Consider the following 13,835-nt stretch of genomic DNA (forward strand, 5'->3'; position numbering starts at 1 on the left):
TTGTGAACAAGTGTGTCAAGTGTCAAGCGGTGCTGGTTGGCGGCGTGCCGTTCTGTCCGTTTTGCGGCCAGGGCGTGGCCGGTGCTGCCGCGCCGCCGCCGTTGCCGAAACCGGTGGCCGTTGTGGTGCCGCCGGCACCTGTGTCGGTCAAGGTTGAGCCGAAGCCGGAACCCAGGGTCGAACCCAAGATCGAGACCAATGTTGAGCCCAGGGTGGAACCCAAGCCGGCGCCGCAGCCCGTGCAGAAGCCTGTGGTACAGCCGATTCAGCAGCCCGCACCGGCGCCCAAGCCTGCTCCCAAAGTCGATACCCCGGCCATGCCGCCCGCAGCACCCAAAAAATGGCCGCGCTGGCTGGCCGGCATCGGCGTGCTGGCGCTGGTGATCGTGTATATGAACGGCAAGCCCGGCGGCAAAAGCGAGTCGGCGTGCAATAACGCCATCGACAGCGGCCTGAAGCTGGTCGCCGATGGCAGCCTGGACGGCGCGCGCCAGAAGCTGGCGACGGCGAAAAACGTCTGCACGGGCAAGTCCAGCGCCAAGGCCGAAGACTTGCAGGCGGCCATCGCCAAGGCCGGTGCCGCCACTGGCGGCTGCCAGCGCAGCGTCAAGGCGATAGAAAATGCGCTCGACGGCAAGCGCCTGCAAAGTGCCGGCGAGGCCATCGCCAAGCTCGATGCCGATTGCGCCGGCGCTGCCACCGTGGACTCGTTGCGCAAGCAGCTGGCGCGCCAGCAGGCGGCCGCCGCCTCGGTACAGGTGGGCGTGCGCCAGGCACTCGACAACAAGGATGCATCGGCGGCGCAAAACGGCATCGCCAAGCTCGAAGCGATTGACCGCGAATATCCGGAACTCAAGCAGCTGAAAGCCGAGCTGCAGGCATTGAATACACCTGCACCGGCGCCGACACCTGCACCGGCGCCAGTGCCAACGCCCGCGCCCGTTGATCCAGCGCCAACGCGCCCGATCCAGACCGAACCTGCTGCGCCGCGCGTGGTCGAACGTGCTGCACCTGCCGTCGACAATGGCGCGGCAATGCGCAACGAGATGGCGCAATCGTTCCTGCGCGATGCCGAACGGGCCATGGCCGATGACCGTTTCGATGCCGCCAAGACCTATCTGGACAGTGCGCGCCGCGTCGACCCGAACAACCCGCGCATCGACAGCCTGTCGCGCCGCATCCGCGAGCGCGAACGCCAGGTGCTGCAGACAGAAACCACGATCAAATAAGTTACTTTGGAGCCTCTCATGAACAACACCACCTTGCGCGCCGCCGCCGCCCTGACCCTGACCGCCATGCTGGCCGGCTGCGCCACGGCGCCCGGCAATCCGAACGGCATACGCCAGGACACGCAATATCCGCAAGGCAGCCAGAATCCGCAGGCGGCCACCGACGATGATCCATGCAGCGTGGGCGCGACCGCCGCCGCCGGCGCGGCCGTCGGTGCGCTGCTGGGTGGGCTGATCAGCGGTAAAAAAGGCTTGCTGAAGGGTGCTGCCATCGGCGGCGGTCTGGCTGCAGCCGGTTGCCTGGCGATCAATGTGAACTCGCGCCAGACGAAGACGGCGGCGCAGGCCGACCGCGACTATATCCGCGCACGTGGCGCGCTGCCACGCGACCCGCAAGTGGTGTCGTACACGCCACAGGTCAGCTCGCCCACCGTCAAGCGCGGCCAGCCGTTCAAGGTCAATTCGGTGGTGGAGCTGGTCAATGGCAGCGCGCAGAACGTCAACGACGTGCGCGAAGAACTGGTGGTGCTCGACCCGCAGGGCCAGCCCTTCAAGTCCGGCTCGAAGTCGCTGGCCAGCAACAACAAGACCGGCGGGCGCTTTGAAAACTCGTTCGAGCTGACCTTGCCGCCCGGCGTGTCGCAAGGCGTGTATGGCGTCAAGACCAATCTGTACGTCAACGGCAAGCTGGCTGCCACGCGCGATTTGCGCACGCAGTTGGTGATTATGGACGTGGACACGGGCGCCAACGCGCAGTTGGCGTTGCGCTGATTGCGTATGCGTAATCCGACAGCACCACTGACGCCAACAATGTTGTCGGATTACGGCCCTTTTGGGGCCTAATCCGACCTACGCGCCGCCGGCGTAGCCATGCTGGCGCCACGCTTCATACACCACGACCGCCACCGTATTCGATAAATTCAGGCTGCGGTTATCGGGGCGCATCGGTAGGCGGATGCGCTGTTCGCCGGGAAAACTGTTGCGCAGCTCGGGGTCCAGGCCACGGGTTTCCGAGCCGAACACGAACACGTCGCCGGGCAAAAAGGCCAGCTCGGCGAACGGGCGCGAGCCGTGCGTGGTCATGGCGAACATGCGCGCCGGGTCCGGCTGCGTGTCGGCGATAAAGGCGTCCCAGTTCTTGTGCACCTTCATGCTGGCGTAGTCGTGGTAATCGAGGCCGGCACGTTTCATTTTTGTATCGTCGAGCGGAAAGCCCAGCGGTTCGATCAGGTGCAGCTGCACGCCTGTATTGGCGCACAGGCGAATGATATTGCCCGTATTGGGCGGAATTTCAGGATTGACCAGCACTACATGAAACAAAATACTCTCCTTGGATAAAATTCAATCAGCGCGGCGGCGTGCGCGCCGCCACCAGCACGGTCACCTTGCGCGCGCCTGCGCGTTTCAATGCGGCCGCCAGCGCATGGACGGTATGGCCGCTGCTCATCACGTCGTCGACGATGCCGACATGGCAATTGGCCATTTCCCCGGCATATTGCGGCGCCACCATAAAGGCATGCGCCAGGTTGGCCCGCCGTTCGCGTGGCGCCACGCCGCTTTGCGCCCTGGTTTCGCGCACGCGGATCGCCAGCTGCGCCAGCAAAGCAATATCGAGGCTGCGCGCCAGCGGGCGCGCAATTTCCAGCGCCTGGTTGTAGCCACGCTCGACCAGGCGGGCAGGGCCCAGCGGTACCGGGCACAGCACTTGCGGCGCATCCCAGCCACTGTCGCGCTGCGCAGCTGCCGCCAGCAGCTGCGCAAACAGCGGCGCCAGCGCCAGGCGTGCGCCAAATTTCAATTGCAGCAACAGCTGGTCGACCGGCGCCGCGTAGTCCGCCACCGTCCAGGTGGCGTCATAGGCGGGTGGGCGGCGCAAGCAGCGTCCGCACAAGACGGCCACGTCGGCCAGCGGATTGGCGCACTGGCGGCAACGGCGCCGCGTTTGTTCCAGGTATTGTTGCCGGCAAGGCGAGCACACGACGCCATGGCAACTGCCGGCGCACAGCGCGCACTGGGCCGGCAGCAAGCTGCCGAGCACATCGAGGCAAAAGAGGCTGTTGATCGCCATGGCCGGCTTCCATGTACACTGCCGACATTATCTCATCTCACCCGATTCGACATGTCAGTTCCCACTACTCCGCCCAAAATGAGTGCGCCCATCGATGCGGTGCACGTCCGTGATTTCTTTTCTCGCCCGGCGCGCGTGGCGCCGTCCGATTTCTTGCGCCGTGAAGTATCAAGTCGCATGCACGAGCGCCTCGAGCTGGTGAAGATCGCCCCCTTGCGCGTGCTGGACGCGGGCTGCGGCCCTGGCGCAGACCTGGCGCAGCTGCACAAGGATTATCCGGCCGCGCAGATACTCGGCCTGGACGCCGCGCAAGCGATGGTGCAGGCGGCGCGCGCGCCAGCGAGCAAACTGTCTGGCCTGAACCAGTTTCTCAGCAAGCTGCTGCCTGCGAAGACTGGCGTGGACTTGCTGTGTGGCGACCTGGGCGACCTGCCGCTGGCGCCGAACAGTGTCGACCTGGTCTGGTCCAACCTGGCGCTGCACTGGCATGCCCAGCCCGACCGCGTGTTTGCCGAATGGCGCCGCGTGCTGCGCCTGGACGGCTTGCTGATGTTTTCCTGTTTCGGCCCCGACACCTTCCGCGAACTGCGCGACGCTTTTGCCGAAGCCGACCTGGCGCCGCACGCCCTGCCTTTTGTCGACATGCACGATTTTGGCGACATGCTGGTTGAAGCGGGTTTTTCCACGCCGGTGCTGGATATGGAAATCATTACCGTCACCTATGATACGCCTGAAAAACTGCTGGCCGACGTGCGTGCTTTTGGCGGCAATCCCCTGACCACGCGCCGACGTGGCCTGATGGGCAAGGCGGCCTGGCAGCGCATGCTCGCTGCGCTGGACAAAATGCGCCGGCCAGATGGCAAGCTGGGGCTTACTTTTGAAGTGCTGTATGGCCATGCTTTCCGCCCAGCACCCAGAGTTACACGTAACGGCGAAGCGATTATTCGTTTTGATTTGCCCAGAAAATAAGCGAGACTTGGTGGCCATTTCAAGCGTATCTTCCATAACCGTTGCAAACCGCGCCGCCATTGCTGGCGCCGGTCTGCACACATCGCATATTTCTTGATGGATTGAACTTTTCTTGCTTATAATCGTTGACTGTTTTGTCAGCTTGTTAAGCTAAAAAACAAGGGCGTTGCAAAAAATAAAAATGCAAAGCAAGCCACACTCGAAGTTACTGCATTAGTATAGTAACCATCTTGCATGCAGGGTGAGGTGCGGATGGATGGGAAAAAAGGGTTGCAGCATGATGGTCCGACAACGTTTTTGTACGGATCGCCAGCATGGAATCTGTTGGTGCGACAGGCCTGCGGCGGCAGTCGGGCCGTTGTGCTTTCATGGAGGAGCGGCAGCGGGGGAGTACAGAGGTTACCGCAGCCGTTTAAAATATCGTTATTTTTTAGGTGGTTGGGGAAAACATGACTTATGCAAAGCGACTGCTATCGTCGATGCCGGGACTCTTGCTGCTGGCGGCTGGCAGCGGACAGTGGGCCATGGCGGCGCCTGCCGCCTCCACCTATCCAGGCACGGGCGGTCCGGTACCGCTCGAGATGAATCTGCAACCGCCGGCGACCCAGATCGCTCATGAAATCTACGATTTGCACACCTGGATGATGGTCATCTGCCTGGTGATCTTCGTGGCCGTGTTCGGCGTCATGTTTTACTCCATCTTCAAGCACCGCAAGTCGCTGGGCCACAAACCGGCCACCTTCCACGAAAGCACCACCGTCGAGATCGCCTGGACCGTCGTGCCTTTCCTGATCGTGATCGGCATGGCGCTGCCCGCCACGCGCACCGTGGTCGGCATGAAAGACACGTCGAATGCCGACATCACCATCAAGGCCACCGGCATGCAGTGGAAATGGGGCTATGACTACCTGAAAGGCGAGGGCGAAGGCATTTCCTTCCTGTCCAACCTGTCCACGCCGCGCGCCCAAGTGGGTGCGCCGGGCACGCCGCCGACGGAAAAACGCGGCGAAAACTATCTGATCGAAGTCGACAATGAAGTGGTGGTGCCGGTCAATAAAAAGATCCGCATGGTGCTGACGGCGAACGATGTGATCCATGCCTGGTCGGTGCCCGCGTTTGGCGTGAAGCAGGATGCGATTCCCGGCTTCGTGCGCGACACCTGGTTCAAGGCCGACCATATCGGCACCTTCCGCGGCAATTGCGCCGAACTGTGCGGCAAGGAACACGCCTTTATGCCGATCGTCGTCAAAGTCGTGTCCAGCGACGACTACAAGGCCTGGGTCGACGTCAAACAGAAAGAAATGGCGGCGCTGGCCGATGATCCGAACAAGACCTGGACCATCGACGAGCTGAAGGTCAAGGGCGAAAAAGTCTATGCGGCCAACTGCGTGGTCTGCCATCAGGCAACCGGCAAGGGCGTACCGGGTGCGTTTGCACCATTGGATGGCTCGCCTGTGGTGAATGGTCCAAAGGCGGCGCAGATCCATGTCTTGCTGAACGGGCAAAAGAGCGGCAAGTATCCGGCGGAAATGCCAGCCTGGAAACAACTATCCGACACCGATATCGCGGCAGTGATCACTTACACGCGCAATAGCTGGTCCAACAAGGCCGAAGAAAATATCGTTCAACCAGCCGAAGTCGTGGCTGCACGCAAGTAATCAGGAGCCGCAGATGAGTATGAGTACCAGCACCCTGGACCGCGCCGGTCACGAGCTTCACGCACCCGGCCACGATCACGATCACGCCCACGACCATCCCACCGGCTACCGCCGCTGGCTGTTTGCCACCAACCACAAGGATATCGGTACCCTCTACCTGTGGTTCTCGTTCGTCATGCTGCTGTCGGGCGGCGTGCTGGCCCTGATGATACGCACCGAGCTGTTCCATCCTGGTCTGCAGTTCTTCCACCCGGAATTTTTCAACCAGCTCACCACCATGCATGGCCTTGTAATGGTGTTCGGCGCCATCATGCCGGCCTTTGTCGGCTACGCCAACTGGATGATCCCGCTGCAGGTAGGCGCTTCCGACATGGCGTTTGCGCGCATGAACAACTTTTCGTTCTGGCTGCTGCCACCAGCGGCGCTTCTGCTGGCCACCTCCTTTTTGGTGCCCGGTGGCGCCACCGCTGCCGGCTGGACCCTGTACGCGCCGCTGTCGACGCAGATGGGCCCCGGCATGGACATGGCGATTTTCGCCATGCACCTGATGGGCGCTTCGTCCATCATGGGCTCGATCAATATCATCGTCACCATCCTGAACATGCGCGCGCCTGGCATGACCTTGATGAAAATGCCGATGTTCTGCTGGACCTGGCTGATCACGGCCTACCTGCTGATCGCCGTGATGCCGGTGCTGGCCGGGGCGATCACCATGACCCTGACCGACCGCCATTTCGGCACCTCGTTCTTCAATGCGGCCGGCGGCGGCGACCCCGTCATGTACCAGCATATCTTCTGGTTCTTCGGCCACCCCGAGGTCTACATCATGATCTTGCCGGCCTTCGGCATCGTCTCGCAGATCCTGCCGGCGTTTGCCCGTAAACCCTTGTTCGGCTACGCTTCGATGGTGTACGCCACGGCCTCGATCGCGATTCTGTCGTTTATCGTCTGGGCCCACCACATGTTTACCACCGGCATGCCGGTCACCAGCCAGCTGTTCTTCATGTACGCCACCATGCTGATCGCCGTGCCGACCGGCGTCAAAGTGTTCAACTGGATCGCCACCATGTGGAAGGGCTCGATGACGTTCGAGACGCCGATGCTGTTCTCGGTCGGCTTTATTTTCGTGTTCACCATGGGCGGCTTTACCGGGCTGATCCTGGCTGTCACGCCGATCGACATCCAGCTGCAGGACACCTATTACGTGGTGGCCCACTTCCATTACGTGCTGGTGGCCGGCTCGCTGTTCGCCCTGTTCGCCGGCTTCTATTACTGGTCGCCGAAATGGACTGGCCATATGTACAACGAGACGCGCGGCAAGATCCACTTCTGGCTCTCTTTGATCACCTTCAACATCACCTTCTTCCCGATGCACTTCCTGGGCTTGGCCGGCATGCCGCGCCGCTACGCCGATTATCCGGCGCAGTTCACCGACTTCAACATGATCGCCTCGATCGGTGGCTTCGGCTTCGGCCTGATGCAGGTGTATTTCCTGGTCTTCGTCGTCATCCCGACGATTCGTGGCGGCAAGGCAGCGCCGGCGAAACCATGGGAAGGCGCCGAGGGGCTGGAATGGACCGTGCCTAGCCCGGCGCCGTTCCATACCTTTGAAACGCCACCGACCGTGAAGTAAGCTGCCATGAGCGAGCGTAATAGTGAACGCAAGAAGCCGAATAACCTGCGCACCGGACTGATCCTCGCTGCGCTGGCGGCCTTTTTCTTCCTCTCCGTGTTTGCCAAGCGGCTGTGGCTGTGACATGACAACGCCGGTAACGCCTGAAACACGCGGCCTGAACCGCCAGATGCTGGGCAAGCTGGTGGTGATTGCCTGCGTGATGTTCGGTTTCGGCTATGCCCTGATTCCCGTGTACAAGCAGATTTGCGAAGTGATGGGCATCAATGTGCTGACGCAAAAGGATGGCACGGTCGCTTGGGACAAGAACACCCAGGTCGATACCACCCGCAGCATCACGGTGGAGTTCGACGGCAACGCCCAGGGGCCATGGCGGTTTCGTCCTGTCGTGTCGAGCATGCAGGTGCATCCGGGCGAACTGGTGACGGTGCTGTATGAAGTGGTCAACACGCAGGGGCGCACTGTCAATGCGCAGGCAATTCCCAGCTACGCGCCGCAAAGCGCCACGCCGCATTTCAAGAAGGTCGAGTGCTTCTGCTTCCAGCAGCAGACCTTGAAAGCGCATGAAGCGCGGCAGATGCCGGTGGTGTTCTTCCTCGATCCGGCACTGCCGAAAGAAGTGAAAACCATCACCCTGTCGTACACGTTTTTTGAAATTGCCGGACTGAGCCAGGCTCAGACGCCGGTGGTGCAATAACCATGAACGAACCGCGCAAGCCCCAAGCGTCGTTCCTGTATTCATTGAAGGCCGTGATCTGGTCGTTTACCGGCTTGCGGCGAAAGAGCGATTTCGATACCGATTCTGCCAGGCTGAACCCGGTACATATCGTGATTGCCGGCCTGCTGGCGGTGGCCTGCCTGGTTGGCATCCTGATTGGCATCGTGAGCCTGGTCGTCCCATAACAATATGAACGAGGAGATGAGAATGAGTTCCAACCACGCAACCGCGTCCTCTGCACCCTATTATTTCGTACCCGGGCCATCGAAGTGGCCGATGCTCGGCGGCGCCAGCCTGCTGCTGACCATGATAGGCGCCTCGGCCTGGGTCAATGACGTGGCGTGGGGGCCGTATGTGAACTACCTGGGCCTGGCCAGCATTTTGCTGGTGCTGTTCTTCTGGTTCGGCGACGCCATCAGCGAATCGGAAAAAGGCCTGTACAGCGAGCGCATCGATTACTCTTTCCGCTGGAGCATGGGCTGGTTCATCTTCTCGGAAGTGATGTTCTTTGCCGCCTTCTTTGGCGCCCTGTTTTATGCGCGCAGCATTTCCATGCCGTGGCTGGGCGACCTCGACAACAAGCTGATCTGGCCCGATTTCGCTGCTCACTGGGGCTCGGTAGGGCCGGCCGGCACGGTGCAGGAATTTACCACCATGACGCCGTTCTGGATTCCGACGATCAACACGGCCTTGCTGCTGACCTCGGGCGTGACCCTGACGATTTCGCACCATGCACTGCGCGCCGGCCACCGTGGCGTGACGGCCGTGTTCCTGGCTGCCACCATCTTGCTGGGCGCCGTCTTCATGGGCTTCCAGGTGTATGAGTACATGCATGCCTACAGCGAGCTGAACCTGAAGATGACGTCCGGCATCTACGGCGCCACCTTCTTTATGCTGACTGGTTTCCACGGCTTCCATGTGACCCTGGGCGCCATTATGCTGTCGGTCATCCTTTACCGCGTATTGAAGGGACACTTCACGCCCGATCATCACTTCGGCTTCGAAGGCGCGGCCTGGTACTGGCACTTCGTCGACGTCGTCTGGCTGGGCCTGTACGTGGTCGTGTATTGGTTATAATGTGCAGCACTGTGCATGGCGCAAGCCGTGTGCAGCAGCAGGAAAAAAGCCGTACCGGACGCTCCGTGTACGGCTTTTTTCTTGGTTTTGAAAATTTATTGTTTAAGCAACGTCGGCAGTACCGGGGTCAGACCCTCAACACCGCCAACGCAAAGGTCATTGCCAACGCATCCGGGGGGGGGGCTGACCCCAGCATTTGCCGTTGGGTTTAATGAATCCCCGTCGGCTGTATATAGCCCAGCTTGTGCGCCAGCAGTATCAACAGGAACAGGGCAATTGAAAACCCCACGCGCACGGCCAGTGCCTGCACGGTGCGGTTGCTCTTGCCCCTGTCGCGCATCAGGAAAAACAGGGCCGAGCCCAGGCTGCCCAGGATCAGGATAAAAGCGATGGCGACGACGATTTTCATGGATGACAAGGCCGGCTTTGAGGAGGTTCCATTGTAATGCCAACAAGCTTCACATTCCGCTTTCAATTCCGATGGATACCATTTGTCGTGATGCTGCTGCTCGTTGCGCTGGGCCTGTCGCTGGCGCAGTGGCAGCAACGCCGCGCGGACGAGAAAATCGTGCGCGCCGCGAGGCTAAAGGCAGGCAACCTGGCCGCGCCGCTGGCCTTGAGCGCCGCGCCCATGTTGCCGCAGGACGCGCAAGCCATCGAATACCGTCGCGTGAAGGTGAGCGGCCACTTCGTGCCCGCCTGGACGATCTACCTGGACAACCGGCCGTATCGCGGCCAGGCCGGTTTTCATGTACTGACGCCGTTTCAGATCAACGGCTCGGCCATGCATGTGCTGGTGGCGCAGGGCTGGCTGCCGCGCAATAATGCCGATCGCACGCGCATTGCCGATTACAGCACGCCCACCGGCACCGTGACCGTGCAGGGCGTGGTGCGCCTGAATGCCGGCCATGTGATGCAGCTGGGCACGGCCGCTCCTTTGCTGCCGCAAGCCATCGTGCAAAATGCTGATATCGCGCAACTGGCGCAGGCCAGCGGCCTGGCGTTCCAGCCACTGCTGATCGAGCAGACTGCGCCGCAGTCCGCAAAGTTGCCGGTGCGTGACTGGCCGGCGCCGGACCTGGGCGCCGACAAGCATCGCGGCTACGCCTTCCAGTGGACTGCACTGGCACTGATGGCCTTCTTATTTTTTGTCTTTACAGGATTTCGACGTGCAAACAAATCTCCCTGACGCGCTTGATAAAAAATCGCAAGCCACCGGCCGCTGGAAGCTGCTGGCCGTGGTGGCCGTGTGCGCCTTTCCCATCATCGCCTCGTATGTGACGTATTACATTATCAAACCCAGCGGGCGCAACAACTATGGCGCGCTGATCGACCCGCGCCAGTATCCGATACCGGAAGCGAAATTGCAGGTGACGGAACTCGATGGCAAGCCGTCGCCGCTCGCACAATTCAAGGGCAAGTGGGTGATGCTGCAGGCCGGCCCGTCCGACTGCCAGGAAGCATGCAAGAAACAGCTGTTTGCGATGCAGCAGTTGCGCCTGACGCAGGGCAAGGAAAGGGAACGCATCGAACGGGTCTGGCTGATTACCGACCCGCAGCCGATCGACACCATCGTCATGCGCGAATACGACGGCACCAATATGCTGCGCGTCAATGATGCTGCGCTCAAGGCCTGGCTGCCGGTGGAGCCGGGCGGCAAGCTGGAGGATCATCTGTATCTGATCGATCCGCTGGGCAACCTGATGATGCGCTTCCCGAAAGATGCGGACCCGACCAAAGTAAAAAAAGATATCGCCAGGCTGCTCAAAGCTTCGGCGATCGGTTAAGGAGTCCTTATGCCTGAAATGCATCTTTCCGCACTGGCCCAGCTGGGACTGACCGGCCTGCTGGTGGCGCTGCTGCCGTTGACGATGGTATGGGTGTCATCCGACGCCAACAAATACCGCAAGCTGGTATGGATCGCCGTGTTCCTGACGGTCGACCTGATCATGTTTGGCGGCTTTACGCGCTTGTCCGACTCGGGCCTCGGCTGCCCGGACTGGCCAGGCTGCTATGGCTCGGCCAATCCTTTCCTGGCGCACGAGCATATTGTTGCTGCCGAAACCCTGATGCCGACCGGTCCCGTGACGGTCGTCAAGGCGTGGATCGAAATGATACACCGCTACCTGGCGATGGCCATTGGCGTCTTGATCGTGGCGATGATGGTGCAGGCCTGGCGCCAGTGGCGCAAGAACCGCCGCCAGGAATTCGCGCCGGCCTTGCCGACGGCGCTGTTTTTCTTTGTCTGCCTGCAAGGCGCGTTTGGCGCCTGGACCGTCACCCTGAAACTGCAGCCGGTAATCGTCACCATCCATCTGCTGCTGGGCATGGGGCTGTTGTCCTTGCTGGTGTGGCTCGGCGGGCGCCAGGATCATGCGGTGTCGCCGGTGCTGCGCGCCGATGCCGATGCGGCCGTGCTGCGCAAGGTGCGTGCGTTGGCGATTTTTTCGGCCGTGTTGCTGGCGCTGCAGATCGCCCTGGGCGGCTGGGTCAGCACCAATTATGCAACGCTGGCCTGTACCGATTTTCCGCTTTGCGGTGGCAAGGTGATCCCGGACATGGATTTCCAGCACGGCTTTCACTTGTGGCGCGAACTGGGCAAGACGGCCGCCGGCCACTATCTGCCGTTCTCGGCCCTGACGGCGATCCACTGGGTGCACCGCAATTTCGCCTTTGTCGTGCTGGCCGGCATCGGCTATACCGTGTTTCGCGCGTGGAAGCTGCCGTCGCTGCGCGGCACGGCGCGCCTGATTGCGCTGGTGCTGGTTTTGCAGGCGGCTACCGGCCTGGCGACCATCTACCTGAACTGGCCGCTGGCGATTGCCGTCATGCATAACGGCGGGGCGGCGCTGCTCGTGTTGTTGCTGACCATGTTAAACTACAAGGCTAAATTCCAGCTCGATGCCGCACAGAATCGGAATATTCAACACTGCATCCACCGCGACCAGCGCGCGGCAGCACCTTCCGCACTCTCCCAGAAATGACTACTCAGACCATCAGCCGTAAACCGTCCCCCCGCATCGCCCAGTATTGGGCGCTGACCAAGCCGCGCGTGACGCAGCTGGCCGTATTTTGCGCCGTGATCGGCATGTTTCTGGCCAGCGAGACCTTGCCCGACTGGCAGCCGGTGGTGTTCGGCACCATCGGCATCTGGCTGCTGGCCGGCGCGGCGTTCGCCGTCAACTGCCTGGCCGAACGCGAGATCGATGCGCGCATGGCCCGCACGGCACGGCGCCCGATGGCGATGGGCGATATCACCGTCAGGCAGACGGTGGTGTTCGCGCTGGTGATCGGCGGCCTGGGCATGGGCATCCTGTATTACCTGGTCAATCCGCTGACCATGTGGCTGACCTTTGTTACCTTTGTCGGCTATGCGCTGATCTACACCATGGTGCTCAAACCTGCCACGCCGCAGAACATCGTGATCGGTGGCCTGTCGGGTGCCATGCCGCCGGCGCTGGGCTGGGCGGCGGTGGCCAACGACGTGCCGATGCAGGCCTGGCTGCTGGTGCTGATCATTTTTGTCTGGACGCCGCCGCATTTCTGGGCGCTGGCGATGTACCGCCGCGATGACTATGCCCGTTCCGGCCTGCCGATGCTGCCCGTCACGCATGGCCTGGCATTCACGCAGTTTCATGTGTGGCTGTATTCGATCGCGCTGGCCGCCACCACCCTGATGCCGTATGCCGTGCGCATGAGCGGGCTGATCTACCTGGCCTCGGCCGTGGTGCTCAATGCGGGCTTCCTGTATTACTCGTGGCAGATGTACCGCAATTACACGGACCTGATCGCGCGCAAGGCCTTTACTTATTCCATCATCTACCTGTCGCTGCTGTTCGTGGCGCTGCTGGTCGACCATTACCTTCCTCTCGGCTTATGAAAAAACTCTTCTGCCTGTTGTTGACGACTTTATTGTCCACTCTGCTGCTGGCCGGCTGCGGCAAACCGGAGGCGCCCAAGCCCGCGTTCCAGAACACCGACGTGACGGGCCTCGGTTATGCGCGCGAATTTGCATTGACAGACCATACCGGCAAGCCGCGCACCCTGGCCGACTACAAGGGCAAGGTCGTGCTGATGTTCTTCGGCTATACGCAATGCCCGGATGTATGCCCGACCACCATGGCCGACATGGCGCAGGTGATGAAGGACATGGGGCCGCAGGCCGACCAGGTGCAGGTGCTGTTCGTCACGGTCGACCCCGAACGCGACACGCAGGCGCTGCTGGCCGAATACGTGCCTGCCTTTGACAAGCGCTTTGTCGGCCTGTATGGCGATGCTGCCGCCACCGCCAAAGTGGCCAAGGAATTCAAGGTGTATTACGCCAAGGTCGAAGGCGAAACCGACAGCAGCTACACGGTCGACCATACGGCCGGCACCTATGTGTTTGATCGCCAGGGCAAGATACGTCTGTTCGTGCGCCACGGCGAGAAGCCTGCCGCCATCGCGCATGATCTTAAACTTCTGCTATCCTGAGGCAGCGGCG

Annotated in this window: 17 protein-coding genes; 14 read left to right on the forward strand and 3 right to left on the reverse strand. The window is 61.3% G+C overall.

Going from position 1 to position 13,835, the window contains the following annotated elements:
• Positions 1–2 precede the first annotated feature (2 nt).
• Positions 3–1,229, forward strand: coding sequence for a hypothetical protein (locus ACQ4WM_RS18240; protein WP_436548071.1), 1,227 nt, complete (start codon positions 3–5; stop codon positions 1,227–1,229).
• An 18-nt stretch (positions 1,230–1,247) separates the two neighbouring features.
• Positions 1,248–2,000, forward strand: coding sequence for a hypothetical protein (locus ACQ4WM_RS18245; RefSeq protein WP_436548072.1), 753 nt, complete (start codon positions 1,248–1,250; stop codon positions 1,998–2,000).
• Positions 2,001–2,078: 78 nt separating this feature from the next.
• Here the strand turns inward: ACQ4WM_RS18245 and trmL are convergent, their stop codons facing one another.
• Positions 2,079–2,549 carry a tRNA (uridine(34)/cytosine(34)/5-carboxymethylaminomethyluridine(34)-2'-O)-methyltransferase TrmL gene (trmL, locus tag ACQ4WM_RS18250; RefSeq protein ID WP_436548073.1) on the reverse strand — a complete coding sequence of 157 codons (471 nt, stop codon included), beginning with the start codon at positions 2,547–2,549 and terminating at the stop codon, positions 2,079–2,081.
• 25 nt (positions 2,550–2,574) lie between these two features.
• A complete protein-coding gene (locus ACQ4WM_RS18255; RefSeq protein ID WP_436548074.1) occupies positions 2,575–3,297 on the reverse strand; it encodes a ComF family protein in 723 nt (240 codons plus the stop codon).
• Between the two features lie 51 nt (positions 3,298–3,348).
• On the opposite strand from ACQ4WM_RS18255, the gene ACQ4WM_RS18260 reads away from it, so the two are divergent.
• From ACQ4WM_RS18260 to ACQ4WM_RS18290, 7 genes are all read left to right on the forward strand, one after another.
• On the forward strand, positions 3,349–4,266 hold the full coding sequence (locus ACQ4WM_RS18260) for a methyltransferase domain-containing protein (RefSeq protein WP_436548075.1): 918 nt from the start codon (positions 3,349–3,351) through the stop codon (positions 4,264–4,266).
• Positions 4,267–4,715: 449 nt separating this feature from the next.
• Positions 4,716–5,924, forward strand: coding sequence for a cytochrome c oxidase subunit II (coxB, locus tag ACQ4WM_RS18265; RefSeq protein WP_436548076.1), 1,209 nt, complete (start codon positions 4,716–4,718; stop codon positions 5,922–5,924).
• 19 nt (positions 5,925–5,943) lie between these two features.
• Positions 5,944–7,557 (forward strand): cytochrome c oxidase subunit I, encoded by a 1,614-nt coding sequence (gene ctaD / locus ACQ4WM_RS18270; RefSeq protein ID WP_436548161.1) that lies wholly within the window; start codon positions 5,944–5,946, stop codon positions 7,555–7,557.
• Positions 7,558–7,563: 6 nt separating this feature from the next.
• Positions 7,564–7,680, forward strand: a complete 117-nt coding sequence (locus tag ACQ4WM_RS18275; protein ID WP_436548077.1) for a cytochrome oxidase small assembly protein — start codon at positions 7,564–7,566, stop codon at positions 7,678–7,680.
• Between the two features lies 1 nt (position 7,681).
• Positions 7,682–8,254, forward strand: a complete 573-nt coding sequence (locus ACQ4WM_RS18280; protein ID WP_436548078.1) for a cytochrome c oxidase assembly protein — start codon at positions 7,682–7,684, stop codon at positions 8,252–8,254.
• Between the two features lie 2 nt (positions 8,255–8,256).
• The gene (locus ACQ4WM_RS18285) at positions 8,257–8,460 is read left to right on the forward strand and encodes a DUF2970 domain-containing protein (RefSeq protein WP_436548079.1); all 204 of its coding nucleotides are present in this window, start codon (positions 8,257–8,259) and stop codon (positions 8,458–8,460) included.
• Between the two features lie 22 nt (positions 8,461–8,482).
• Positions 8,483–9,352, forward strand: coding sequence for a cytochrome c oxidase subunit 3 (locus ACQ4WM_RS18290; protein WP_436548080.1), 870 nt, complete (start codon positions 8,483–8,485; stop codon positions 9,350–9,352).
• 208 nt (positions 9,353–9,560) lie between these two features.
• Here the strand turns inward: ACQ4WM_RS18290 and ACQ4WM_RS18295 are convergent, their stop codons facing one another.
• A complete protein-coding gene (locus ACQ4WM_RS18295; RefSeq protein WP_436548081.1) occupies positions 9,561–9,761 on the reverse strand; it encodes a twin transmembrane helix small protein in 201 nt (66 codons plus the stop codon).
• Positions 9,762–9,851: 90 nt separating this feature from the next.
• Here ACQ4WM_RS18295 and ACQ4WM_RS18300 point away from each other — a divergent pair, with 90 nt between their 5' ends.
• Genes ACQ4WM_RS18300 through ACQ4WM_RS18320 form a run of 5 tightly spaced genes read left to right on the forward strand, consistent with a single transcriptional unit; the run spans position 9,852 to position 13,825 of the window.
• Positions 9,852–10,541 carry an SURF1 family protein gene (locus ACQ4WM_RS18300; RefSeq protein WP_436548082.1) on the forward strand — a complete coding sequence of 230 codons (690 nt, stop codon included), beginning with the start codon at positions 9,852–9,854 and terminating at the stop codon, positions 10,539–10,541.
• On the forward strand, positions 10,522–11,139 hold the full coding sequence (locus tag ACQ4WM_RS18305) for an SCO family protein (protein ID WP_436548083.1): 618 nt from the start codon (positions 10,522–10,524) through the stop codon (positions 11,137–11,139). The genes ACQ4WM_RS18300 and ACQ4WM_RS18305 overlap by 20 nt, the downstream gene beginning before the upstream one ends.
• Before the next feature lie 18 nt (positions 11,140–11,157).
• Entirely contained in the window at positions 11,158–12,336 is a 1,179-nt protein-coding gene (locus tag ACQ4WM_RS18310) for a COX15/CtaA family protein (RefSeq protein ID WP_436548162.1), read from the forward strand.
• The gene (gene cyoE / locus ACQ4WM_RS18315; protein WP_436548084.1) at positions 12,333–13,232 is read left to right on the forward strand and encodes a heme o synthase; all 900 of its coding nucleotides are present in this window, start codon (positions 12,333–12,335) and stop codon (positions 13,230–13,232) included. The genes ACQ4WM_RS18310 and cyoE overlap by 4 nt, the downstream gene beginning before the upstream one ends.
• Positions 13,229–13,825: an SCO family protein gene (locus ACQ4WM_RS18320; RefSeq protein WP_436548085.1), complete on the forward strand. Its 597-nt coding sequence runs from the start codon at positions 13,229–13,231 to the stop codon at positions 13,823–13,825. The genes cyoE and ACQ4WM_RS18320 overlap by 4 nt, the downstream gene beginning before the upstream one ends.
• Positions 13,826–13,835: the final 10 nt, after the last annotated feature.

Origin of the sequence: Janthinobacterium longum (assembly GCF_051380735.1) — a bacterium.
Taxonomy (GTDB): domain Bacteria; phylum Pseudomonadota; class Gammaproteobacteria; order Burkholderiales; family Burkholderiaceae_D; genus Janthinobacterium.

Bases quoted from the DNA above. Each gene is read 5' to 3' on its own strand.
- ACQ4WM_RS18255 (WP_436548074.1), bottom strand. From the start codon at position 3,297: ATGGCGATCAACAGCCTCTTTTGCCTCGATGTGCTCGGCAGCTTGCTG.
- ACQ4WM_RS18285 (WP_436548079.1), top strand. From the start codon at position 8,257: ATGAACGAACCGCGCAAGCCCCAAGCGTCGTTCCTGTATTCATTGAAG.
- ctaD (WP_436548161.1), top strand. From the start codon at position 5,944: ATGAGTACCAGCACCCTGGACCGCGCCGGTCACGAGCTTCACGCACCC.
- ACQ4WM_RS18295 (WP_436548081.1), bottom strand. From the start codon at position 9,761: ATGAAAATCGTCGTCGCCATCGCTTTTATCCTGATCCTGGGCAGCCTG.
- cyoE (WP_436548084.1), top strand. From the start codon at position 12,333: ATGACTACTCAGACCATCAGCCGTAAACCGTCCCCCCGCATCGCCCAG.
- ACQ4WM_RS18310 (WP_436548162.1), top strand. From the start codon at position 11,158: ATGCATCTTTCCGCACTGGCCCAGCTGGGACTGACCGGCCTGCTGGTG.
- ACQ4WM_RS18290 (WP_436548080.1), top strand. From the start codon at position 8,483: ATGAGTTCCAACCACGCAACCGCGTCCTCTGCACCCTATTATTTCGTA.
- ACQ4WM_RS18260 (WP_436548075.1), top strand. From the start codon at position 3,349: ATGTCAGTTCCCACTACTCCGCCCAAAATGAGTGCGCCCATCGATGCG.
- ACQ4WM_RS18300 (WP_436548082.1), top strand. From the start codon at position 9,852: ATGCTGCTGCTCGTTGCGCTGGGCCTGTCGCTGGCGCAGTGGCAGCAA.
- coxB (WP_436548076.1), top strand. From the start codon at position 4,716: ATGACTTATGCAAAGCGACTGCTATCGTCGATGCCGGGACTCTTGCTG.
- ACQ4WM_RS18280 (WP_436548078.1), top strand. From the start codon at position 7,682: ATGACAACGCCGGTAACGCCTGAAACACGCGGCCTGAACCGCCAGATG.
- ACQ4WM_RS18275 (WP_436548077.1), top strand. From the start codon at position 7,564: ATGAGCGAGCGTAATAGTGAACGCAAGAAGCCGAATAACCTGCGCACC.
- ACQ4WM_RS18320 (WP_436548085.1), top strand. From the start codon at position 13,229: ATGAAAAAACTCTTCTGCCTGTTGTTGACGACTTTATTGTCCACTCTG.
- ACQ4WM_RS18245 (WP_436548072.1), top strand. From the start codon at position 1,248: ATGAACAACACCACCTTGCGCGCCGCCGCCGCCCTGACCCTGACCGCC.